Source organism: Protofrankia sp. CiP1_Cm_nod1, from assembly GCF_920888515.1.
In the GTDB taxonomy this organism is placed as follows: domain Bacteria; phylum Actinomycetota; class Actinomycetes; order Frankiales; family Frankiaceae; genus Protofrankia.
This window is the reverse complement of the sequence record NZ_CAKKTM010000035.1, coordinates 1-22,635: the sequence shown is the minus strand read 5'-3', so window position 1 is coordinate 22,635 and position 22,635 is coordinate 1. Positions and strand designations below refer to the sequence as shown.

Sequence of the window (22,635 nt, the reverse complement as noted above, 5' to 3'; positions counted from 1 at the left end):
GTAGCGCAGGAACCAGCGGTGAGAAGCTGCCGTGGGGAGGTCTTCTGAGCGCGGCACCGACGTGTTCCGCCGGACGCTCGGCTCCGGATGCCGCAGGTGTGGCCACCTGGAGCCCGACGGCGACGGCGGCGGCATACGGTCGCTGCTCGGGTGCGGTGCCCGGAAAGCACACGACGTCCCGGCCGGGCATTCCACGGCCGGCCGCCCGGCGTCCGCCGGCGAAAAACCAGATGAGAACCGAGCGCGCCCGACCTATGGTCCACGGTATGCCACTGCCTCGTACGGAGACCCTGGCCACGGCCGCCAGGCCCGGGGATCAGCCAGGCGAATCCGCGATATCAATACGAAATGTGGTGAAAAGGTACGGGGAGGTGGCCGCGGTCGACGGTCTCGACCTCGACGTCCCCGTCGGCGTGTGCCTGGGCCTGCTCGGGCCCAACGGTGCCGGCAAGTCCACCACGATGCGGATGCTGACCGCCCAGTCGATCGCCGACACCGGCCGGATCAGTGTCCTCGGGTACGACGTGCCGCGCGCGTCGAAGCAGGCCAGAGCGGTGATGGGGGTGGTACCGCAGGAGGACAACCTCGACGGCGAGCTGACCGCCCGGCAGAACCTCGCCGTGTTCGCCCGGCTGTACCGGGTACCCGCTCGCAGGCGCCGGGCCGCGGTCGAGCAGGCCCTCACGCTGGCGCGGTTGAGCGACCGGGCCGACACGGTGACCGACGACCTCTCCGGCGGCATGCGGCGGCGGCTGCTGGTCGCCAGGGCACTGGTGCACCGGCCCCGGCTCGTCCTGCTCGACGAGCCCACCGTCGGGCTCGACCCGCAGGTCCGCCAGGAGCTGTGGAGCCTGATCGCCGGGCTCGGCGCGGACGGCGTGACCGTACTGATGTCGACCCACTACATCGAGGAGGCGGAGCGGCTCGCCCAGGACGTCGCCATCATGTCGCGCGGCCGGATGATCGCACGGGACACGCCCGCCCGTCTCATCGACGCGCATGCCGGGCGGACCGCGGCGGAGTACTACGGCCCGCCGCCGAAGCTGGCCGAGATCGCGGCGCGGGCGGAGGCCGCAGGCTTCACCACCCGCCGGACCGGGCCGTCCGTGTCCGTGCTGCGCGCCGAGAACATGCCCACCGAGCTGGACGACCGGCTCGGAGCCGGGATCCGGCGCGCGGCGACGCTGGAGGACGTGTTCGTCGCCCTCACCGGGGAGCGGGTCGAATGAGTACCACGGACGAGGCCAGAACGGCTACAGACGGGGCAGGGGCGGACGCAACGGCCCAGACGGGCGGGACGCGCGGGACGGGCGGGACGCGCCGGCTGCGGCGGGTCGAACCGGCCGCCCTGGCGGGAGTGATCACGCACGACATCACCCTGTTCCGGCGCTACTGGCTGTCCACCAGTTTCTCCGCCGTGGTGGAGCCGACGATCTATCTGCTGGCCTTCGGCTGGGGGTTCGGCTCGCTGGTGTCCGTGGTGGCCGGCTACCGGTACGTGGAGTTCCTCGGCACCGGCGTGGTGGCGAGCTCGGTGCTGTTCGCCTCGGCCTTCGCCAGCATGTTCCAGACGTTCATCCGGCGGACCTACCAGAAGCTCTACGGAGCCGTCCTGGCCGCTCCCGTCGACATACCCGAGATCGTCCTCGGGGAGGCGCTGTGGACCGCGGCCAAGGCGGGGGTCTACGGCTGCGCGCCGCTGCTGGTGGCGATCGCGTTCGGCCTGGATCCGACGCCCGGAATGCTCGTGATCCCGTTCGTCGGGTTCCTCACCGGGTTCGGCTTCAGCCTGTTCGGGATATGGACGTCCGCGCTGGTGCCGTCCGTCGACAGCTTCAGTTACATCATCTCAGGGGTGCTGACGCCGCTGTTCCTTGTCGCGGGCACGTTCTTCCCGGTGAGCGAGCTACCGGGCTGGGCGCGGGCACTGAGCTGGGCCAACCCGCTCTACCACTGCGTGGAGCTGGTGCGCGACGCGGCATTCGGGTTCGCCCCGCTCACCGACCTCGGGCACCTGGGGGCGCTGGGGGTGTTCGCGTGGATCATGTGGCTGCTCGCGGTCCGCTCCATGCGCCGCCGGCTCATCGACTAGGCACGCGCGCCGGACGGCCGGCAGCGACAGCAATATCGATATTCACATAAAGAAATCAAACGGATACTCCACGTCATTGGCATTCCTGGGGCCGGACGGGGGAGGAATTCGCTTGCCGTTCACGGAACGTATCCCTGGTAATGTGCGGCCCCTATGAAAAGACCACTGTGGTCTTGGCTGCGGAAACCCGGCGCGCCCGCTCTCCTGCTCGCCGCGCTGACCGGCTGGATCTTCCTGTGGGCGCTGACAAACCCGCTGGGAACCGCGCCGGACGAGCCGAGCCACTACGCGAAAGCGGTGGCCGCCGGGCGCGGGCAGGTACTCGGCGAGCCCGTCCCGCTCGCCAGGCTGCGCTCCTTCGGGGTGTTCAGCGAGGATTCACTGCGCCAGGTCCGCAACGCCTATCGCGGCTTCGAACTGCCAGCCCAGCTGCGGATCACGACCAGCCCGCCCTGCACCGCCCTGGACCCGGAGGTGTCCGCGGCCTGCCTGCGCCAGGCCACCGCCGTCCCGCCCGGCCGGGCCGAAAGCATCGTGGGCGCGTATCCGCCGCTGATGTACCTCTCCGAAGGAGCGCTCACGCGGGCGGCCTGGTCGGTCCGCTCCGGCTACGTGTTCGCCCGGTTCGGTTCGGCGCTCGTCTCGGCGGCGCTGCTGGCCGCCGCCACCTGGCTCCTGCTGGGGGGCCAGGGGCGGCCTGGCCGGCGTCCCCTGGCGCTGGCCGGGATCGCGGCCGCGGTCACCCCGATGGTGGTCTTTCTCGGCTCCCAGGCCGGCGCCAGCGGTACCGAGCTCACCGGCGCACTGGCCTGTGCCGCGGCTGCGCTGCGGCTGTCCCGGGCCGAACAGCCCTCGGCCCGGGCCTGGTGGGTCGCGGGCATCGCCATGGCCGTGACGGCGCTCAGCCGTCCCATGGCACCGCTGTGGATCGTGCTCGCGGCCGCCCTCGGGGCCGGCCGTCTCTCCCCGCGCACGGCATGGCACCGCCTACGCGAGGGCGGCCGGCCGGCGACCGCCGCGGCGGCGACCGTCATGCTGGGGCTTGCCGGGTCGGTGCTCTGGACGCAGGCGCTGTCGCTGCGTACCCCCGTCCTGTGGGGGCGGCTGGGCCACGGGCTGGTGCTCGCCGCCGAGACCGCCGCCGAGTCGGCGCGTCAGACGGTCGGGGTCTTCGGCTGGCAGTCCGTCCCGCTGCCGACGGCCCTGTACGGGCTGTGGGCCCTGCTGGCCGGCGGGCTGTTCCTCGCGGCGTTCGCGGTCGGCCGGCGGCGGGACCGCGCGCTGCTGGCCGGGGGCCTGCTGGTGGTCGTCGTCCTGTACGAGCTGCTCGCCGCGGCGGTGTTCATCCAGAACGGGTTCGGTATGCAGGGCCGGTACATCCTGCCGGCGCTGGTGATGCTGCCGCTGCTGTCCGTGGAGGTGCTGGCTGACAGGCTGCCTGCGCACCTGCGCGCCCGCGCCGCCACGGCCGCCGCGGGCGTCATCGCGGTGAGCGGGGCCGGCCAGTTCGCCGCGTGGCTGACCAACAGCCACCGGTACGCGGTCGGCCCGGACGGGCCACTGTGGTTCTTCCTGCCGCAGCCGGCATGGTCGCCACCGGGCGGCTGGACGCCGTGGACAGCCCTCGCCTGCATACCCATGATCGTCACTTTTGCTGCGGCCCGGGCCGCCCACCGGGATGCCCTGGCCGCAGCCGGGGCCACTCCCGCAGCCGGGGCCACTCCCGCAGCCGGGGCCACTCCCGCAGCCGGGCCCGGCCACGGCCCGCGGCCCGGCTCCGGCCGTCCCGGCCCCGGCCCCGATTCCTTCCGACGGGACCACATACCGCTGCGGACGCGGCCCACGCGCCCTACGCGCCGGTGAAGGCGAGCGTGACCTCCCGGGCGCCGCCGGCGTGCACCTGGACCCGCTGGCCGTAACCGGTATAGGTGAGCGTTGTCTGTCCGTCGGCGACGTTCTGTTGCTGGAACGTGTAACCGGCGGAAGGCATCGACTGCCGGTAGTACCGGATGGCGTCGTCAGCGGTCACACCACTGAGCGCGACCGTCGTCGCCGTCGCCTCGGCGCTGACCAGCCGGGGAACCGCATCCTTCGGGAACGGGAAGTGCCTGGGGACGAGCGTCCCCCGCAGCGCCCCGACACCGGTCGTCACGGCGGGGGCAGGCGGCGCGGACGCCGCCGCCGTCTGGCTCGGCAGCACCAGGTCGGTCGGCAGGCCGGCCGGCGGCGCGCCCGCGCCCGCACCAGCCCCGACATCGGTCACCGCGGTCGCCGGCACATCCGGGACGGTGGCGGGCGCGTCATCGGAGGCAGCCCCGCCGCACCCGGCGAGCAGCAGCGCCACGCCCATGGCACCGGCCACCGCTGCCCGGCGGCGCGGCAGCATTCCGGCCCGGCCCATTGACACCTCCAGTCACAGCAAGAACGGCAGTAATGACGAATGGTCACCATTGTGCGGCAGCGGCATCAGAGGTCACCGCGGTGACCACGGCGGTCGGGCCGCCGGCACCGGTTCGCCGACCACTAAAGCACCACCCCACCGCCGCGCCGCCACCCGGGGACACCTGGTGGGCTTCCCGGCCGGGCCTGCTGGCCCGGCTTTCCGGCCGGCGGCCTCGGAGCACCTGACGGCCCGGCGACGCCACGGGCACCGGCCCCCGGCCCAAGTGGCATGCTGCACTGGGAGAACGCGGTACGAAAACATCACGGAGGGGGCGACGTGGCTGCCGCTCCAGAGGTGAACCGCCTGGTGGCCGGTCGGTACCGGCTCATCGAACGGCTCGGCGCCGGCGGAATGGGCACGGTCTGGCGCGCCTTCGACGAAGTGCTGCTGACCGATGCCGCGCTCAAGGAGATCGACCTCGAGGACGGCCTCGACCTGTCCGAGCGCGCCGACCGGGTCGAGCGGGCGCTGCGGGAGGCCCGGCACGCCGCGAGACTGCGCAGCCACCCGCACGTGGTGACCATCCTCGACGTCGTCGTCGAGAACGGCCTGCCATGGATCGTGATGGAGCTCGTGCCGTCCCAGTCGCTGCTCCAACTGGTCCGCGGCCATGGACCGTTACCGGTCGCCGAGGTCGCCCGCGTCGGGGTCGCGATCAGCGATGCCCTGGATGCCGCCCACGCCTTCGGCATCCTGCACCGGGACGTGAAGCCCTCGAACGTACTGATCGGCACGGACGGCCGGGTGGTGCTGACGGACTTCGGCATCGCCACCCGGGACAGCGACTCCGCCCTCACCGTCACCGGGGTGCTCGGCACGCCCTCGTACATGTCGCCGGAACGGCTCAACGGTGAGCCCGCCACCCCGGAGGCCGACCTGTTCGGCCTCGGCGCGACCCTCTATTTCGCGGTGGAGGGCAGGCCACCGTTCTACCGGGAGACCTTCGCGGCGATGGTGGCGGCGATCCTGTTCCAGCCGCCGACGCCGACCAGGCTCGCCGGCCCGCTGGTCGATGTCCTGACCAGCCTGCTTGAGAAGGACCCGCGCGTGCGCATGTCCGCGCGGCAGGCACGCCAGCTGCTGGCGGACATCGCCGCGGCACGGCCGGGCGGCACGCCGCCCACCCCGGCGCGGACCGGGACATCGACAGGGACATCGACAGGGACGCAGAACGGCGGGCACTCAAGGATCGTCCGCCGTGACGACGTCGGCACCCGCTACTCCTTCGGCACCATCCCCGACAGCGGCAGCACCGTTGTCGGCAGCGGCGGCACCGTCGTTGACGAGAGTGGCAGCGGTTCCTCCGGAGGCAGCGGTTCCTCCGGAGGCAGCGGCACCGCCGCTGTGGACGGGGCGGACCGCCCACGGCCGAAGGACGCCGGTCCCGCCGGCGCCGACGACGACCGCGCCGCTGACGCCAACGGCCCCACCGGGACCAGCGAGCCCGGCGCGCTCGCGCCGCCGTCCAACCTCACCGCCAGGGAGGACAACGGCGCGGTGCTCCTGCGGTGGACCCCGCCGCACTCGTCAGGGCCGGTCGCCTTCCGCGTCCTGCGGGTGGTCGCCGACCCGAGCGCGCCGGGCGGGCGGTTCGAGCGCAGCCTGGGCACGACCGGCTCGACCGAGCTGTCCGACGCGGGCGTGCCCCGGGGAGTGACGGTCTGGCACGAGGTGATGTCGACGGCTGGCGGCAGACGGTCGAAACCGGTCCGCACCCCACCACTGGTGATCGTCCCGGAGGTCACCAACCTGCGCGCCCACATGGACGGCGATGGTGTGGCCCTGTCCTGGCAGCTCGACGCGGGCTACGACGACGTGCTGATCGAGCGGGCCTTCGACGAGTCCTCGCCGTTCCGGGGGGCCGCCCGCCGCCTGCGCTCCACCGGCGGACGCCATGTCGACCGCGACGTGCAGACCGGGGCGACCTACCGGTACCGGGTGCGGGTGTCCTACCCGGATCCCTTCGGCGCGCTGGCCCACACCAACGGGGTCGATGTGGTCGTGACCGTGGTCAGGCGGCCCCGGCCCGTCCTGGACCTCGAGGTGGACGACAGCGGCGGGACGACGGTCCTGCGGTGGACGACGGTGCCCGGCGCGCTGGTCCGGGTCTATGCCACCGAGGCACCGGCGGATTCGCCCGGCCCGGCGGCCGGAGCCGGACCGGGAACCAGCACGGGAGCCGGGGCCGGGGGTGAGGCCGAGGCATCCGTGCGGGAGATCCCCGGCGGTGGCCCGGCGGGCCACGAGCACGGCCCGCGGCCGGTGGCGGAGCCGGAACCGTTCGGCCCTGTTGATCACGAGCTGTCCACCGCCTCCCTGCGGGGACGGGAACGCCTGGTCGGCTCCAGCCGGCGTGGACGCCTGGTCGACACCGCGGCACCCGGCCCGACGGCCGATCCGGCAGCCGATCCGACGGTGTACACACCGATCAGCATCGCCGAGCACAGGGCGGTCGTCGGCCGTTCCATCCGGCACCAGCCGGGGCCGCACATCCGGGCGCTGCGGGCCGTGGACCACGGCAACACGATCACTCTGACGTTCCAGATGCCGCCGGGCATCACCGAGGCCCGCGTGCTGTGGCGGCACGACACCGCCCCCACCGGGCCGGACGACCCGGCCGCCCGGCGCGCGAAGGTCACCAACAGCAGCCTGGAGATCGGAGGCGGCTGGCACCTGCGGGACCCGCGGGACGGGGCCACCTACTACTTCGCCGTGTATCCCCTTGTCCGGGCGGGCGGCGAGGCGCGCGCGGTGCCCAACGGCGCCCACGTGACAGCCCGGGCCGGGACCCGGTCCACCCCGTCGGAATGATCGGCGGGGTGGCGGGCGCCTGACCGGTGCCGCCTGTCCCGGCACCATCAACGCCGGCCCACTACCGGCGGGTGACCGTGGCGGTGATTTCCCGGTTACCGGCACCGGGTAGTGGTCCGAAGGACACCTGGTTGTTGCAGTTTCCGGTCCCCAACCCGCCGGTCACGGGCGGCCGGGACAGTTTGGGGACAGATTCCGGACCATTCCCGGTACAGCTCGATGTCCACCGCCTTTCAACTCGGCCGTCTACCGAGCCACAATCCGTAAACACACACCCGCCCACGAGCAGCCTTTTCACAGCCCGCCAGCCACAACGACGAACGTCGATCATCGGGCCGTGCAATCCATCACAAATATCATCTGCGCCTATCCCGGAGCCGGCTGGCGGGCCGCCCGGACCATGGCCGGACGGTCGGCCGGTGATCGACCATTGATCCGGTTCGAGCCCCTTCCCCACGACCTCTATACCCCTGTTCCAGGCGTGCTTAATAGCCCGGGTACAGTTGTCCCGCCCAGGGGGAAAGAGCCGCGGCCACGGTCTTCACCGTGGGTCGAGGTGTAAGCCGGCACACGGAACGCCGAACCAGAACGCTCGCCCCGACAAGGCGTCAGGACACTGCGTCGAAGGAGAGGATCGGATGCTCCAGAACTGGCCAATCCGCTCCAAGTTGGTAGCCATTCTCATCCTCCCGCTGGTGGCGTTGACCGTTTTTAGCGCCCTCCAGGTGCGCGCCGACCTTGCGAGCGTCGACGCAAGCAGCCGGGTCCGGGACCTCGCAGCCTTCTCAACCAAAGTCAACGATCTTATTGACGCCCTCCAGCAGGAACGCTATGCCTCGTCCGCGGTCGTGGGCAGCCAATTCCGCGAGGGCCTCGAGGAGATGCGGGCCAGGCGCGGCCCGACCGACGTCGCCATCACGACCTACCAACAGGACGCGACCAGGCTCCCCGGCAGCGTGACCAGGGACCTACGGCCGGCCATGGACGCCATCCAGCGTCAGCTCGACCAGGTCCCCGACCAGCGGCAGGCGATCGACCAGCGGCAGACCGACCGGGTGAAGAACACGGAGTTCTTCAACAAAAACATCAACAATCTGCTCGACCTGATCGCCCAGGTGGGAGCCGGTACCGACAACGCCAAACTGATCAACTATGTCGGCGCCCTCACCAGCGTGTCGCGGGCGAGAGAGGCGGCCGCCCAGCAACGCGGCAGCCTCTCGGTGATCCTCTTCCACCAGACCAATGTCGCGGTCATCAAACAGGCGCAGACGAACGCCGGCGCCGAGGATGCCTGGATCGCGCAGTTCCGTACCATCGCATCCCAGGAAGAACAGGACTTTTACGACAAAACGGTCGGACCGGTCGCGACCAGCGTCTCCCAGACGCGCGACACCATCGTGTCCGCGACCCAGATGAACCAGCCGATCACCCTCGACGGCCAGCGCGTCCTGGAAGCCATGGCCGACAAGATCTCCAGGTTCCGCCTGGTGGAAAACCTGATCGCGGCCGACCTGACGAAGGAGAGCAATGCGATCGACTCGCACGCGACCCGCAGCGCCTGGCTGAGCAGCCTCCTCGTCGCGCTGGTCCTGGCCGCGTCGATCGGCATCTCGCTGCTCGTCGCGAGCCCCATGATCCGTCAGCTCCGGCGGCTGCGGGGGGCTGCCCTCGAGGTGGCCAACGACAGCCTGCCCAGCGTCGTGGAACGGCTGCACCGCGGCGAGCAGGTCCAGGTCGAGACCGAGGTGTTCCCCGTCCGGATCGGGACGAGGGACGAGATCGGGCAGGTGGGCGAGGCGTTCGGCACCGTCCACCAGGTCGCCGTGCGCACCGCCGTCGAGCAGGCGGCGATGCGCAAGAGCATCGGCGACACCTTCCTCAACCTCGCCCGCCGCAGCCAGGCGCTCATCCACCGTCAGCTGAAGGTCATCGACGCGCTGGAGCGCAAGGAGACCGACCCGGACGAGCTGGCCGAGCTGTTCCGGCTCGACCACCTGGCGACCCGCATGCGCCGTCACGCCGAGGACCTGATCGTGCTCTCCGGAGCGAAGCCCGCCCGTGGCTGGCGGCGGCCAGTCCCGATCAAGGACGTCGTGCGTGGCGCGGTCGCCGAGGTCGAGGACTACACCCGGGTGAAGGTGCTGCCGATCGCCGGTTCCGCCATCGGCGGGCACGCCGTCGGTGACGTGATCCACATGCTCGCGGAGCTGATCGAGAACGCCACCTCCTTCTCCCCGCCGCACACCCCCGTGCACGTGTCCGGGCACCAGGTCTCCAACGGATCCGTGATCGAGGTCGAGGACCGCGGCCTGGGCATGACCGACGAGGAATACACCGAGATCAACGAGCGGCTGAGCAACCCGCCCCCGTTCGACCTGCGTACCAGCGAGCGGCTGGGCCTGTTCGTGGTCGGCCGGCTCGCCCAGCGGCACGACATCCAGGTCCGGCTGCGGCCGTCGCCGTACGGCGGCACCCTGGCCATCGTCCTGGTCCCGAGCGACCTGCTGCGCGAGATCGACGACGCCCCGCAGGAGGCACCGGCCACGGCCAGGCCCGAGCGGGTCAAGGCGCCGGCCCTGGACATACCGCTGGGTGCCTCCCTGGACGCGCCGCTGGACGCTTCCATCGACCTCGGTGACCCGGCCGCGTTCACCGATTCGCTCGCCATCGGCAAGCCGCTCTCACTGCGGGACCCGATCCCCATGGACGATCCGGACCCGCTGAGCGGCCCGATCCCCTTCGCCGGCTCCTTCGACACCAGCGAGCTGCTGTCGATGAGCGCGTCACCGATAGCGCCCACCGGCAACGGCGCCGGCGGTAGCGGTGGTGGCGGCGAGGACTGGCCGCTCATGGACGATCTGCCGGTCTTCCCCACGATCCGTTCAAGCTGGTTCGTCACCGAATCCGACCAGCTCGGCGACGGGGAGATCGACAACGGCGCCGGCGGCAGCGCCGGGAACGACCATCCACGGGAGCGTCCGCGCTCCAACCTGGCGCTCGAGCCCAACGCCTGGGCCGAGCAGCCCTCGGGCATCCCCGCCCCACCGCCGCCTGCCTCCGCCCGCTGGGACGACGCGCCCAGCGCGTCCTCCGGCTGGCCGCAGCCAGAGGACCGGTGGGCCGAGCCGCTGGACGCGCAGCGACAGCCTGCCCTGCCCAGCCGCAGGAGGAGCACCCCCCCGGCGGACCCGTTCCCAGGTGCCGGCTCCGGGTTCTCCCAGGCGTCGGCCGCGCCGGCCGCCCCGCCCGGGCAGCCCAACGAGACGGGACTGCCCAGACGGCAGCGGCGGGCCAGCCTCGCGCCTGAGCTCAGGGGGACACCCACCAACGGCCCCGTGCCGCCGTCGCTCCTCAGCGGAACGCGGTCACCGGACGAGATCCGATCCATGATGTCCTCCTTCCAGACCAACTTCGGCCGAGGTCTGCAGGAGGGACCGAACCCGAACGGTGACGACGCGAAAAGGGTGATGTAATGCGCCACATCGGCCCGGTCGAGAACATGAACTGGCTGCTGAACAACCTCACGCGGAAAGTCCCGGAGGTCACCCATGCCATCGTGTTGTCGGCGGACGGCCTCCTGCTCGCCACCTCGAACGGAATGAACCGGACAACCGCCGACCAGCTGGCCGCGGTCGCCTCGGGCTTCAACAGCCTGGCTCGTGGTGCCGGCCGTTTCTTCGGCGGCGGCAGTGTCCGCCAGACGATCGTCGAGATGGAACAGGGATTTCTTTTCGTCACGGCGGTGGGCGACGGGTCGTGTCTGGCCATTCTCAGCACGCCCGGCGCCGACATCGGTCTGATCGCCTACGAAATGGCGCTGCTGGTCATCCGTGTCGGCGAGTTCCTCACCCCCGAGCTGCGTGCCGAGATGCAGGCCGCGCTGCCTCGCTGACAGCGAGCCGGAATCCTGGCGGCGGCCCGGGTTCCGCTGCTGTGACCCGCGCGAGCTCCCGCCGGAACCCGGCCCGGACGGTCGTCGTCGGGCCGGGTTCCGGCACAGTGCCGCCGACCGCCGCCGACCGCCGCCGACCGCCGCCGACCGCCGCCGACCGCCGCCGGCGGATTCTTCGACCAGACGATTTTCACGGGACGAGTTCCAGCAGGACGAACTTCAGCGATTACTGTCAAGCCCTGATCAGGAGGACCGGTGGACGAGGAGTGGTACGACGACGACGCAGGTCCGGTCGTCCGTCCCTATGCCGTCACCGGCGGCCGGACGCGACCGGCGGCCAATCGCGCGCTGGAGCTGGTGGCTCTGGTGTCGACGACGGAGCACGGGCGTGCGATGGTCCGAACTCTTGATCCAGAACAACGGAACATCGTGCTGCTCTGCCAGAGCATCCAGTCGATCGCGGAAATATCCGCGCAGCTCAGCCTGCCGGTCGGGGTGGCACGTGTTCTCGTCGGCGACATGATCGATGCCGGTCTCGTACGCGTCACCCGCCCAGCCCGACCGAGCGAGCGTCCCGACGTGACGCTGATGGAAAAGGTGCTCGATGGACTACAGACCCTCTAGACCGCACACGGTCGGCAGCCAGGTGACCAACCCGGCACCCAGCCCGGCACCCAGCCCGGTCAAAATCATAATTGCCGGCGGATTCGGCGCCGGAAAGACGACCTTTGTCGGGACGGTCAGTGAGATCCCCCCGCTCACGACCGAAGCCGCACTGACCTCGGCGAGCCTCGGCATCGACGACACCTCCCAGGTCAGCACCAAGACCACGACGACGGTCGCCATGGATTTCGGCCGGATCACGCTGCTCGACAGCGTGATTCTCTACCTGTTCGGCACACCTGGCCAGGACCGTTTCTGGTTCATGTGGGACGAGCTGGTTCTCGGTGCCATCGGCGCCATCGTCCTGGTCGACACCCGCCGGCTCGCCGACTCGTTCCCAGCGGTCGACTACTTCGAGGAGCGGGATATTCCGTTCCTGGTGGCGGTCAACCGGTTCGAGGGCGCCCGGGAATACCGGCTCGACGAGGTCCGCAAAGCGCTCGACGTCGACCCCCGCCGGCCCATCATCTTCTGCGACGCGCGCCGGCGGGAGTCCGTCCGGCAGGCCCTGGTCGCGCTGGTCCGTCACTCCCTCGACGTGGTCACGAGCGAGGAGGCACAACGGGGCCTCCCCAGGGCCGGCAGCCGCGTGGACTAGGCCGTGCCTGATGACGATGTTCGATCTTCTCGGCATCGATGGCATCGCTCTCGCCGCCTACCGGATGTGGCTGCGCCGGAAGGACATGAGCGCCGAGGAGGTGAGCATCGCCCTTGGATGTCCCACGGGCGCCGTCCGGCAGGCCTGCGACAGGCTCGTCGCGCTCTCACTGCTGGTGCCCTCCCGTGAGAGCCCCGACCGGCTGGTCGCCGTCCATCCCGAGATCCCTCTCGAACAGCTGTTCCGACAGCAACACGATCGGCTCATCCGCCAACAGGAGGAACTCATCCGCGCTCATATGCAGGTGAGCGTGCTGGTCGCCGACTACATGCAGGGGCAGGAGCGGCAGCCGGAGCCAGCTGTCGACGCCGTGCGGCTGAAGGGCGTGGAAGCGGTCGCGGACCAGCTGCTCGATCTCGTAGCCCGAGCCAAACGGGAGCTGCTGGTTCTGCACACCCGGCCCTGGCAGTCATCGATCATGACAGCGGAGTGCACCCAGGCGGTGCTACAGGCCCTTGGCCGCGGGGTCGTCGTGCGCGCCATCCAGCCGCGCCCGGCCCCACAGGACGGTGCTCCCGCCGGATGCGACACCGTCGACGCGGATGGCCTGGAGCTGCGGGTGGCCGACGCCCCGCTGGCGGACATGGCCATGGTCGACCGCGAGACCGCCCTGCTCCTGCTGACATCCGGCCCGGGCGAGGAGCACGGCTGCGCGCTGCTGCTCCGGGAGCCGGCGCTGACAGGCCTGGCCACGATGCTGTTCGACCAGCTCTGGAAGACCGCGCGGCCCCTGGAACGGGCTGGCGAGCTCGGCCAGGCCGGGCTCCGGCACACCGGCCTCGATCACATCGCCTTCGGCCAGGCCACGTTGGGTGACAGCCCTGGCCTCTCCAGCGTTCGCGGCCAGGCCGGCCCGGCCGGCCTGGCCAGCCTGGCCGGCCTGGTCGCTCAGGGCGGCCAGCCCGACCAGGGCGGTGGCCCCTCGCAGACAAAAAAACAACAGATTGACAATTCCGCTCCAAGCGACTCCGAACGCCTCCTGCTGAGGCTGTTGAGCCTCGGAGCCAAGGACGAGGCCGCCGCCCGGCACCTCGGCGTGTCGGTACGAACGGTCCGTCGCATGATCGCCGATCTCATGCGACGGATGGGTGCCCGCAGCCGGTTCCAGGCCGGCATCCTCGCAGCGAAAAAAGACTGGTTATAGCATTTTCGCATCGACTTGGCCACACCATTGGCACCAAGTTGCCACTACACGTTCCTGCCATGCCAACTGCAAGACATGACAGTCCCAATACCTCATGCTTCCGTAGGGAGACGGGCCGGAGCGGCGGCCAGGCCCCAGCCTTCGTGAGGTGACGCCTGCGCGGCGCCCGAGCGGACGAGGCTGGGTGCTGGCCGCCCAACCGACCCGTATACCGAAACCACCGACGACGGCGTCGGGCCACTGACTTGCGCGGGCAGCCTCCGCACCATCGACGCCGACGGTGCGGCATGCTTGCCCGTCCTTTCTTCAAGTTGTCAGGGAGCAGGCGTGTCGATATTCTTCGGCCGGCTTCCGGCGGCCCGGAACAGGGCCGTCGGATGACGCACCGTACTCTCATCGTGGCCCGTATCAGCGCTGACGACGAACCCGCGGTCGCCGATATCTTCCGGGAGTCGGACGACGGGGAGCTGCCTCATCTGCTGGGTGTTGTCCGGCGGGACCTCTTCAGTTTCCACGGACTTTACTTTCATCTGATCGAGGCGGCCGACGACGTGGCGCCCGCCCTGCCCGCCGTACGCGGACACCCGCTGTTCGTCGACGTCAACACGAAACTCGCCAGACACATCACCGCATACGACCCGGACACCTGGCGCAGCCCACGCGACGCGATGGCCCGGAACTTCTATTCATGGGCCGCGGACCGGCCCGCCCGGAAACCGGGTCACCAGGACAAAGGAGAGAACCATGGCGGATCAGTGGACCGCTGACCAGCTGCTCGACTTCCTCGTGGAACGTACGGTGCTCGTCGCCGATGAGCGGCCCGGCCATCTTGGCGTCACGTTCGCCGAGGCCGGGGTGGACTCACTGGCCTACCTGCACCTGCAGACCGTCGTTCTCGACACCTTCGGCGTCGAACTGCCGGCGGAACCGCCCGAGGACCACACCTTCGCCGAAATCCTCACCGCCATCAACGGCGCTGTCAGAGCGGACGTCGCATAGACCGGCGGCCGGACCGGCGGATTCACGCCGCATCCGACAGGGATTCATCCCGTATCCGACAGGAATTCACGACCGGACAGCGAGAATCATGCGACCAGGGGGAACGCGCGGCTGCGCCGGCAGCCGTCCGCCCACGCGATGTCCGTCCCCGGCCGGGACCGGGCACGTAGCGACCGCCTGACCGACGCTCCAGGGCCGAGGACGCTCCAGGGCCGAGGAGGCACGTCCGTACAGGCGGAGCCTGCCAGTGGGAGCCCCTGCGGGCTTCCGGCGGGCTCCGGCGGGCTCCGGCGCCGGGAGGCATCCGGCCGAGGGCGTTCAGGAGCCGTCGGACGGACGCAACCGGTCATTTTCAGGTCTTCACCGTCCGATGGCACGCGTGCCCGGACGACGAACCGGTCCGGACATATCGGCAACAGCGCCGCGGGCCGTGTCCCGCGCCGGCCCTGAACCTGACCGCAGACATCCGAACGGAGAAACCCGATGAGTGCTTCCGGCACCTTCCGGATTGTTCTTACGCAGCAGATCGCACCCGGTCGGGAGCGCGAGTTCGAGGAGACCTGGCTGCAGGTCGCCCCGGACGCCGCCAAGCAGCCGGAGAACCTCGGCGCCTGGCTGGTCCGCTCCACGGACGATCCCAGCACCTACTACATATTCGGTGAATGGGCCAACGAGCAGGCGTACCAGGAGTTCCAGCGCAATCCCGAGCACCTGGAGCACCGGAAGCGGCTGCACGCGCTGCGCACCAGCTTCTCCGCGGCCGCCGGGACCGTGGTGGCACACCTGCCCGGAGCCGGCGCGCGCGAGTACGCCGAGCAGGCCGGCTGAGCCAGCGGCGACACCTTTCTCGACCGGAACATCGTCAATCAAACGGAGAGCCATGGCCGGGCACACGGAGAACTCGATCTGGATCGACGCCGACATCGATCTGGTCTGGACGATCACGAACAGTCTCGCGGACTGGCCGGATCTTTTCACCGAGTACGCCTCGGTGGAGATTCTCGAGCACCATGACCAGACCTTCAGATTCCGGCTGACAATGCACCCGGACGCGAACGGGAAGGTCTGGAGCTGGGTCTCGGAACGGACGTTGGACCCGGAGAAGCACCAGGTCCGGGCCCGCCGCGTCGAACCAGGCCCCTTCGAGTTCATGAACATCGAATGGACCTACGAACCGGAGGGCACCGGCACCAGGATGCACTGGACGCAGGACTTCCACATGCGTCCGGACGCGCCGGTCGACGACGAGTGGATGACCAACAACATCAACAACAACACCCGGCGGGAGATGAGCGTCATCCGGGACAAGGTCGAGCTGGCCGCCCGCAGCGCGAAGGCCCTTCCCCAGCAGGTCTGAACCAGCCCCGGCCAGGGCTCGGCGCCCGTTGTGAATTCCGCGCGAATTCCGTGTGACAGCGCCGGGCCCGTCAGGCCCCGGCCCGGACGCCGAGCAGGCGGCTCCGGGCGGTCCACGAGACGTTCGAGGAGACAGCGATGACCCTGACGACCAACAACCTGGAAGTGGCGCCGAAGGTGCTCTCCATCCACGACGTCCCGGCCAACCGCCGCCGCGGCGGCGACATCCGCACGCTGCTGTCCCCCGCGACGGTGGGCGCCAAGTCCGGCTTCCTCGGCACGCTGACGCTGCGGCCCGGCGAGTTCGTCAGCGAACACTGGCACCCGTACTCCGAGGAGTTCCTGTACTGCGTGTCCGGGCAGGTCGTCGCGCGGCTCGACGGCGAGCACACCACGCTCCCCGCCGAGCACGGGGTGCTCATCCCGATCGGCACCCGGCACCGGATCGTCAACGACGGCGACGAGACCGCCTTCCTCGTCTTCCACCTCAGCCCGCTGGCGCCGCGGCCGGACCTCGGCCACGTCGACACCGAACCGCTCCCCCAGCCCTGAGCCAGCCCTGGGCCAGCCCTGGCCCAGCCCGCGGCACCCGCCGCGGAACACCCGTGAGAAACACCCCGTGAAGGAGCCGGAAGTGAGAAGGACGGCCATAACCGGCATCGGCGTGGTCGCGCCGGGAGGCACTGTCCGCAAGGAGTTCTGGGACCTGCTGACCGAGGGCCGGACGGCTACCAGGCGTCTGTCGTTCTTCGACCCGACGCAGTTCCGCTCGCAGATCGCCGCCGAATGCGACTTCGACCCGGCCGCGGCGGGCCTGACCCCGCAGGAGATCGCCCGCAACGACCGCTTCGTGCAGTTCGCTCTCGCGGCCGCGACCGAGGCCGTGGCCGACAGCGGTCTGGAGCTCGGCAGGGACGGCGCCGACAGCGCCGACGCCGCCGACGCCGGCGGTCCGGTGGTGGCCGTCAGCATGGGCAGCGCGGTCGGCGCCACCACCCGGCTGGAGGACGAGTACGTCGTCGCCAGCGACAGCGGGCGCGACTGGCTCGTCGATCCCGTCTACGCCTCGTCGTTCCTTTATCACGCTCTGGTTCCAAGCTGTCTGGCCACCGAGGTGGCCTGCCGCTTCTCCGCCCACGGCCCGGCGCACGTGGTCTCCACGGGCTGCACCTCCGGGATCGACGCGGTCGGGTACGGCCACCAGCTCATCGCCGACGGCGAGGCCGACATCGTGATCGCGGGTGCGACGGACGCGCCGCTGTCCCCGATCTCCATCGCCTGCTTCGACGCGATCCGCGCGACGTCGGCCCGCAACGACGACCCCGAGCACGCGTCCCGGCCGTTCGACGCCAGCCGGGACGGGTTCGTCATGGGTGAGGGCTCCGCCGTGCTCATCCTGGAGGAGCTCGAGCACGCCCGGGCCCGGGGCGCGCACGTGTACTGCGAGATCACCGGCTACGCCGCCCGTTCGAACGCCTTCCACATGACCGGCCTGAAGGCCGACGGCCTCGACATGGCCGAAGCGATCTCGGACGCCCTGCGGCAGGGCCGTACCGACCCGACCAGGGTCGGCTACGTCAACGCGCACGGCTCCGGGACCAAGCAGAACGACCGCCACGAGACGGCCGCGTTCAAGAAGTCGCTCGGGCCGCACGCCTACGACGTCCCGGTGAGCTCGATCAAGTCCATGGTCGGCCACTCCCTCGGAGCGATCGGCGCCATCGAGATCGCCGCCTGCGCCCTGGCGATCGAGAACCGGGTGGTCCCGCCCACGGCCAACTGGTCCAGCCGGGACCCCGAGTGCGACCTGGACTACGTGCCGAACATCGCCCGCGAGTACGACGTCGACGTGGCGCTGTCGGTCGGCAGCGGCTTCGGTGGGTTCCAGTCGGCCATCGTGCTCGACCGCGGACGAGGTGACCGGTGAGCGCCACCCGCGCCGGGCTGCGTCCTGTCATCACCGGCATCGGGGCGGTCACCCCCAGCGGCATCGGGACCGAGGAGCACTGGCGTTCCACGCTGCGCGGTGAGCTGCGGGTGGGGCCGATCGCCAGCTTCGACGCCAGCCGGTACGCCACCACGCTCGCCGGTGAGGTGACCGGCTTCGACCCCGCCGACCACATCGGCGGCCGGATCATCCTGCAGACCGACCGGTGGACGTGGCTGGGCATGGCCGCGACCGGGTTCGCGCTGACCGACGCCGCCTATGACCCGGCAGCGCATGACCCGTACGCGACCTCGGTGGTGTTCGGGGCGGGTTCCGGCGGCAACGACTTCGGCCAGCGGGAGCTCCAGCGGCTGTGGAGCCGGGGCCGCCAGGCCGTGAGCGTCTACCAGTCCATCGCCTGGTTCTACGCGGCGACCACCGGCCAGACCTCCATCCAGCACGGCGTCAAGGGGCCGTCCGGGGTCGTGGTCTCCGACGGCGCCGGCGGTCTCGACAGCCTGGCGCAGGCGCGGCGGACCATCAGGCGCGGGACGCCGGTGGTGCTCGCCGGCGGCGCCGAAGCCGGCCTCACCCCCTACGCGCTGACCTGCCAGATCACGGGCGGGCGCCTGTCCACCAGCCGTGAGCCACACGGCGGCTACAAGCCGTTCGACCGCGAGGCGGGCGGCCACGTGCCCGCCGAGGGCGGCGCGACGCTCGTCGTGGAGGACCCGGCGTCCGCGGCGGCCCGCGGCGCGCCGAGGGTGTACGCCGAGATCGCCGGGTACGCGGCGACCCACGACGCCCACCACCACCGCGACCCGTCGCCGGATCCGCGCTGGTACGCCGAGGCCATGCGCCGGGCGCTCGCCGACGCGCGGCTCACCCCGGCCGACGTCGACGTGATCTTCGCGGACGGCGCGGGTTCCCGCGACCTCGACGAGCTCGAGGCGCGCGCGATCCATACCGCCTTCGGCGCGCACGCCGAGCGGGTCCCGGTCACCGCCCCCCAGGGCCTGACCGGGCGGATGTGCGCGGGCGGCTCGGCCCTGGCCGCCGTCAACGCCGTCCTGTCCATCCGGGACGGGGTGATCCCGGCGGTGGGCAACCTCGACGACCCGGCGCCGGAGTACCGCCTCGATCTCGTCCGGGTGCCCCGGGAGACCCCGGTACGGGTCGCCATGGTCAACGCCCGCGGCTACGGCGGCTTCAACAGCTCGCTGATCCTGCGGGCCGTCGACCCCGCGACCACGGACGGAGGAACCCGATGATCAGAGCGACGCTGCGCATGCTCGTCCGTCCCGACCGGGAGCAGGACTTCGTCGACGCCTGGGAGAAGATCGCCTCGGTGGTCCGCCGGACGCCGGGAAACCTGCGCCAGAGCCTCCTGCGCACCGGCCCCCGCGAATTTGTGATCACCAGCGACTGGGACAGCCCGGAAGCATTCCAGAAATTCGAGCGGAGCCCGGAACAGGACATCCTTACCGCACCCCTGCGCGAACTTCGGGAAAGCGCGAGAATGGAAATCTCGGAAATCGTCCTGCATGTCGAGAAAGAAGACCCGGAAATTTCTTCGGAAAGAGCGGAATCCGCTGTCGACAGGCGGGTCGAGGCCAACCGGAGAACGATTCTCGAGCACTTCCGGTCACTGGAGCGCGGGGACGTCGACGCCGCCGTGTCGGCCTTCGCGCCGGACATGGTCAACCACCGGCTCCAGCCGGGCAGCCCCCCGGGGCGTGACGGGCTGGCCCAGACCCTGGCAGTCGTGCTGCGCGCCTTCCCGACCGCGACCTGGACGGTCGAGAGCATCGTCGCGGACACCGAGAACGTCGTGGCGAAACTGGCGGTCGAGGGCGAGGCACAAGACGTGATCATGGGTGTGCGGGCGGCCGGCCAGCGGGTCACCTGGCGGCACATCCACTGGTTCCGCATATCGGACGGCACGGTGGTCGAGCACGACGCCATCCGTGACGACCGCGGCCTGCTGCGCCAACTCGGCGTGGGCACGGGGGGAACGCATTCCGGCGGGCTCGGCGTCAGTCTGCCGGGAGGTACTCGCACGCTCCAGCCGGATACCGGTGACCGCGACCCGGCGTTCACCGCCTGAAACGGGATGCCGGCCCGGGACGACCGTCGCGGGCCGTGTCCCCACACCTGTCACACCCGTAAGGAGCAGTTCGTGCGAGTGCTCTTCACCACTTCTCCGGTCCACGGTCATCTCTTTCCGCTGGTTCCGCTCGCGCACGCGCTGCGGGCGGCCGGCGACGACGTCCTGGTCGCCGCGCCGGCGAACTTCACCGGCGCCATCACCGAGGCCGCGCTGCCGGCGGGGCCGACCGCGCCGTCGGTCGACTTCCTCACGATCATGACCAGGGAGCGGGACGGCCGGCCGGTGCCGCCCGCGACAAACGCCGCGGAACGCAACGAGGGCACCGGCCGGGCCTGGGGACGCCTGACCGCCGCCACCCTGCCGTACACGCTGGAACTGGTGGAGCGCTGGCGCCCGGACGTCATCATCAGCGAACCGACCGAGCACGCGGGCCAGCTCGCCGCCGAGACGCACGGCCTACCCTGGGTCGAACACGGCTGGGGTGTGACGACGATGCCCGAGGCCCGGCCGCCCGCCCGCGACGAGCTCACGCCGGAACTCGCCGGCCTGGGCCTGACGGACCTGCCCGAACCCATGCTGCGCCTGCACCCGTGCCCGCCGAGCCTGCGGCCCGCGGACCCGCCCGGATCCCGCGACCGGCACATCCGCTACGTCCCCTACAGCGGAGCCGCCGCGCTGCCCGAGTGGATCCTCAGGCGGACGGAGCGGCCCCGGGTCACCCTGGCCGTCGGCAGCAGCCTGGTCAGGGCCGCCTTCCGGAACCTCGCGGAAACGCTGGCGGAGGTCGCCGCCGTCCTGCACGGCCTCGGCATCGAGGTCGTGGCCGGCCTGGAGGACCCGATCAGCCCCGGCTGGACGCTGCCGCTGCCGGCCGGCGCCCCCACCGGCCTGCTCCCGCTGCACCTGGTCGCACCCACCAGTGACCTTGTCGTCCACCACGGGCGCTCCGGGGCGACGCTGACCGCGGTGACAGCGGGCCTGCCGCAGCTCGCGCTGCCGCGGTTCGCGGACCAGTTCGACAACGCCGCGCGCATCAGCGCCGCCGGCGCGGGCCGGCAGCTGCTGGGGGAAGGCGTCACGGCCGAGTCGGTGGTCGCGGCCTGCCGCGACCTGCTCGACACCCCCTCGTACCGGGACAGGGCGGCGGCGCTCTCCGCCGAGAACGCCGCCCAGCCGACGCCCACCGACGTCGTCGCGGTCATCCACGACCTCACCGCCGCCCTGGTCTGACCAAACGGGAGCAGCTTTCATCATGGAGACAGATTTCTGCGTCATCGGCGCCGGCCCAGCCGGGCTCAGCCTGTCGCTGCTGCTGGTGCGATCCGGCGCCCGGGTTGTCCTCGTCGAACGGGCGACGTCGTTCGACCGCGAGTACCGCGGCGAGATCCTCCAGCCCGGAGGCGCGCTGATACTGGACCAGCTGGGTGTTCTCGACGGCGCCCGCAAACGGGGCCACTACGAGTGCTCACGCTTCCGTATCGTCTCCGGCGGACGCCCCCTGTTCCAGGCCGAGTACGACCAGATCGAACCGCCGTACAACCACTTCCTCAGCATCCCGCAGCCGAACGTCCTGGAAGAGCTCTTCGACGCCTGCAAACAGTACGACCGCTTCGAGTATCTCGACGGCCGGTCACCGAGCGGGCTGCTCCTGGACGGCGAGCGCGTCGTCGGCGTCACCCTGCCGGACGGCGACACCGAACAGCGGATCGACGCCCGGTGCGTGATAGCCGCGGACGGGCGGCACTCGAGGACCCGGCGGCTGGCCGACATCACATTCACCAAGATCGACACCTTCGACTACGACATGGTGTGGTTCAAACTGCCCGCCCCGCAACGGCACGGCCCCGAGGTGACGGTCTTCCAGGGCGACGGCAACCCGATCATCGTCTACGACGCCTACCCCGACAGCCTCCAGCTGGGCTGGACGCTCCCGCGGCGCAGCTACCGGTCGCTGGCCCAGCACGGGATCGAGCACATCAAGGAACAGATCCGCCAGTCCGTTCCCCGCTACGCCGACCTGATCACCAAGTACATCAACGTGCCCGGTGACCTCGCGGTGCTGGACGTGTTCGCCGGTTTCGCCGACACCTGGGCCCGGGACGGCCTGCTGCTCATCGGGGACGCCGCGCACACGCACGGCCCCATCGGCGGCCAGGGGATCAACCTCGCGATCCAGGACGCGGCACTCGCGCATCCGATCCTCGTCTCGGCGCTGGCCGCCGGCAGCTTCGACCGCGACACGCTCGGCCAGTTCGAGCAACAGCGGCGGCCGGTCGTGGAAACGGTCACGCAGATGCAGGCCAGGCAGGCCAAACTGCTGTTCGCCCGCCCCGGTAACCCCCCGCCCGACCTGTCCGCCGAACACGGCGGCCCCGGTGGGCACGGCGGGAACGGGCACGGGCACGGCGGCCCTCCGGCCGGCCCGCCCACTGAACACAGCGGCCCCTCAGCCGGCCCCCCAACCGGCCCGGCCGCCGGACACGGCGGGCCGCCGGCCGCCCCGGACACCGGACGCGGTGGCCCCCCGACCGGCCCAGGTG

The 22,635-nt window shown here is 70.9% G+C and carries 20 protein-coding genes; 19 read left to right on the top strand and 1 reads right to left on the bottom strand.

The window, feature by feature from the left end:
* Positions 1–254 precede the first annotated feature (254 nt).
* The 3 genes from NBX02_RS02340 (at position 255) to NBX02_RS02330 (ending at position 3,955) form a co-directional block, all read left to right on the top strand.
* Positions 255–1,229: an ABC transporter ATP-binding protein gene (locus NBX02_RS02340; RefSeq protein WP_445548214.1), complete on the top strand. Its 975-nt coding sequence runs from the start codon at positions 255–257 to the stop codon at positions 1,227–1,229.
* Positions 1,226–2,092 (top strand): ABC transporter permease, encoded by an 867-nt coding sequence (locus tag NBX02_RS02335; protein WP_250289775.1) that lies wholly within the window; start codon positions 1,226–1,228, stop codon positions 2,090–2,092. Before NBX02_RS02340 ends, NBX02_RS02335 begins: the two co-directional genes overlap by 4 nt.
* Positions 2,093–2,245: 153 nt before the next feature.
* Positions 2,246–3,955, top strand: a complete 1,710-nt coding sequence (locus NBX02_RS02330; RefSeq protein WP_250289773.1) for a DUF2142 domain-containing protein — start codon at positions 2,246–2,248, stop codon at positions 3,953–3,955.
* Here the strand turns inward: NBX02_RS02330 and NBX02_RS02325 are convergent.
* Positions 3,942–4,493 (bottom strand): hypothetical protein, encoded by a 552-nt coding sequence (locus NBX02_RS02325; RefSeq protein WP_250280918.1) that lies wholly within the window; start codon positions 4,491–4,493, stop codon positions 3,942–3,944. The two genes, NBX02_RS02330 and NBX02_RS02325, sit on opposite strands and share 14 nt — an antisense overlap.
* Before the next feature lie 318 nt (positions 4,494–4,811).
* On the opposite strand from NBX02_RS02325, the gene NBX02_RS02320 reads away from it, so the two are divergent.
* The 16 genes from NBX02_RS02320 to NBX02_RS02245 all read left to right on the top strand — a co-directional run.
* Positions 4,812–7,346 carry a protein kinase domain-containing protein gene (locus NBX02_RS02320; protein ID WP_250280915.1) on the top strand — a complete coding sequence of 845 codons (2,535 nt, stop codon included), beginning with the start codon at positions 4,812–4,814 and terminating at the stop codon, positions 7,344–7,346.
* 638 nt (positions 7,347–7,984) lie between these two features.
* The gene (locus tag NBX02_RS02315; protein ID WP_250289770.1) at positions 7,985–10,819 is read left to right on the top strand and encodes a nitrate- and nitrite sensing domain-containing protein; all 2,835 of its coding nucleotides are present in this window, start codon (positions 7,985–7,987) and stop codon (positions 10,817–10,819) included.
* Positions 10,819–11,238: a roadblock/LC7 domain-containing protein gene (locus tag NBX02_RS02310; protein ID WP_250280910.1), complete on the top strand. Its 420-nt coding sequence runs from the start codon at positions 10,819–10,821 to the stop codon at positions 11,236–11,238. The genes NBX02_RS02315 and NBX02_RS02310 overlap by 1 nt, the downstream gene beginning before the upstream one ends.
* Positions 11,239–11,493: 255 nt before the next feature.
* Positions 11,494–11,862 carry a DUF742 domain-containing protein gene (locus NBX02_RS02305; RefSeq protein ID WP_250289768.1) on the top strand — a complete coding sequence of 123 codons (369 nt, stop codon included), beginning with the start codon at positions 11,494–11,496 and terminating at the stop codon, positions 11,860–11,862.
* Positions 11,843–12,499, top strand: a complete 657-nt coding sequence (locus NBX02_RS02300) for an ATP/GTP-binding protein (RefSeq protein ID WP_250289765.1) — start codon at positions 11,843–11,845, stop codon at positions 12,497–12,499. The genes NBX02_RS02305 and NBX02_RS02300 overlap by 20 nt, the downstream gene beginning before the upstream one ends.
* Positions 12,500–12,509: 10 nt before the next feature.
* Positions 12,510–13,703, top strand: a complete 1,194-nt coding sequence (locus NBX02_RS02295; protein ID WP_250289763.1) for a LuxR C-terminal-related transcriptional regulator — start codon at positions 12,510–12,512, stop codon at positions 13,701–13,703.
* 377 nt (positions 13,704–14,080) lie between these two features.
* The gene (locus NBX02_RS02290; RefSeq protein ID WP_250280906.1) at positions 14,081–14,470 is read left to right on the top strand and encodes a TcmI family type II polyketide cyclase; all 390 of its coding nucleotides are present in this window, start codon (positions 14,081–14,083) and stop codon (positions 14,468–14,470) included.
* A complete protein-coding gene (locus NBX02_RS02285; protein WP_250280904.1) occupies positions 14,448–14,702 on the top strand; it encodes a phosphopantetheine-binding protein in 255 nt (84 codons plus the stop codon). Before NBX02_RS02290 ends, NBX02_RS02285 begins: the two co-directional genes overlap by 23 nt.
* A gap of 483 nt (positions 14,703–15,185) precedes the next feature.
* Positions 15,186–15,530, top strand: a complete 345-nt coding sequence (locus NBX02_RS02280) for an antibiotic biosynthesis monooxygenase family protein (protein WP_250289761.1) — start codon at positions 15,186–15,188, stop codon at positions 15,528–15,530.
* Between the two features lie 52 nt (positions 15,531–15,582).
* A complete protein-coding gene (locus NBX02_RS02275) occupies positions 15,583–16,059 on the top strand; it encodes an SRPBCC family protein (protein ID WP_250289759.1) in 477 nt (158 codons plus the stop codon).
* Between the two features lie 137 nt (positions 16,060–16,196).
* Entirely contained in the window at positions 16,197–16,610 is a 414-nt protein-coding gene (locus NBX02_RS02270; protein WP_250289757.1) for a cupin domain-containing protein, read from the top strand.
* An 82-nt stretch (positions 16,611–16,692) separates the two neighbouring features.
* Complete coding sequence (locus NBX02_RS02265; RefSeq protein ID WP_445548213.1) at positions 16,693–17,985, top strand: beta-ketoacyl-[acyl-carrier-protein] synthase family protein; 1,293 nt, start codon at positions 16,693–16,695, stop codon at positions 17,983–17,985.
* Positions 17,982–19,256, top strand: a complete 1,275-nt coding sequence (locus NBX02_RS02260; protein WP_250289755.1) for a beta-ketoacyl synthase N-terminal-like domain-containing protein — start codon at positions 17,982–17,984, stop codon at positions 19,254–19,256. The genes NBX02_RS02265 and NBX02_RS02260 overlap by 4 nt, the downstream gene beginning before the upstream one ends.
* Positions 19,253–20,092: an ester cyclase gene (locus NBX02_RS02255; protein WP_250280893.1), complete on the top strand. Its 840-nt coding sequence runs from the start codon at positions 19,253–19,255 to the stop codon at positions 20,090–20,092. The genes NBX02_RS02260 and NBX02_RS02255 overlap by 4 nt, the downstream gene beginning before the upstream one ends.
* 72 nt (positions 20,093–20,164) lie before the next feature.
* On the top strand, positions 20,165–21,325 hold the full coding sequence (locus NBX02_RS02250; RefSeq protein ID WP_250280891.1) for a glycosyltransferase: 1,161 nt from the start codon (positions 20,165–20,167) through the stop codon (positions 21,323–21,325).
* Between the two features lie 22 nt (positions 21,326–21,347).
* On the top strand, positions 21,348–22,635 hold a 1,288-nt coding region (locus NBX02_RS02245), incomplete at its 3' end, for an FAD-dependent monooxygenase (protein ID WP_250289752.1).

Excerpts from the sequence above, each read along its gene's own strand:
- NBX02_RS02325 (WP_250280918.1), bottom strand. The coding sequence starts at position 4,493 with ATGGGCCGGGCCGGAATGCTGCCGCGCCGCCGGGCAGCGGTGGCCGGT.
- NBX02_RS02255 (WP_250280893.1), top strand. The coding sequence starts at position 19,253 with ATGATCAGAGCGACGCTGCGCATGCTCGTCCGTCCCGACCGGGAGCAG.
- NBX02_RS02290 (WP_250280906.1), top strand. The coding sequence starts at position 14,081 with ATGACGCACCGTACTCTCATCGTGGCCCGTATCAGCGCTGACGACGAA.
- NBX02_RS02340 (WP_445548214.1), top strand. The coding sequence starts at position 255 with ATGGTCCACGGTATGCCACTGCCTCGTACGGAGACCCTGGCCACGGCC.
- NBX02_RS02285 (WP_250280904.1), top strand. The coding sequence starts at position 14,448 with ATGGCGGATCAGTGGACCGCTGACCAGCTGCTCGACTTCCTCGTGGAA.
- NBX02_RS02330 (WP_250289773.1), top strand. The coding sequence starts at position 2,246 with ATGAAAAGACCACTGTGGTCTTGGCTGCGGAAACCCGGCGCGCCCGCT.
- NBX02_RS02310 (WP_250280910.1), top strand. The coding sequence starts at position 10,819 with ATGCGCCACATCGGCCCGGTCGAGAACATGAACTGGCTGCTGAACAAC.
- NBX02_RS02280 (WP_250289761.1), top strand. The coding sequence starts at position 15,186 with ATGAGTGCTTCCGGCACCTTCCGGATTGTTCTTACGCAGCAGATCGCA.
- NBX02_RS02335 (WP_250289775.1), top strand. The coding sequence starts at position 1,226 with ATGAGTACCACGGACGAGGCCAGAACGGCTACAGACGGGGCAGGGGCG.
- NBX02_RS02270 (WP_250289757.1), top strand. The coding sequence starts at position 16,197 with ATGACCCTGACGACCAACAACCTGGAAGTGGCGCCGAAGGTGCTCTCC.
- NBX02_RS02300 (WP_250289765.1), top strand. The coding sequence starts at position 11,843 with ATGGACTACAGACCCTCTAGACCGCACACGGTCGGCAGCCAGGTGACC.
- NBX02_RS02275 (WP_250289759.1), top strand. The coding sequence starts at position 15,583 with ATGGCCGGGCACACGGAGAACTCGATCTGGATCGACGCCGACATCGAT.
- NBX02_RS02315 (WP_250289770.1), top strand. The coding sequence starts at position 7,985 with ATGCTCCAGAACTGGCCAATCCGCTCCAAGTTGGTAGCCATTCTCATC.
- NBX02_RS02295 (WP_250289763.1), top strand. The coding sequence starts at position 12,510 with ATGACGATGTTCGATCTTCTCGGCATCGATGGCATCGCTCTCGCCGCC.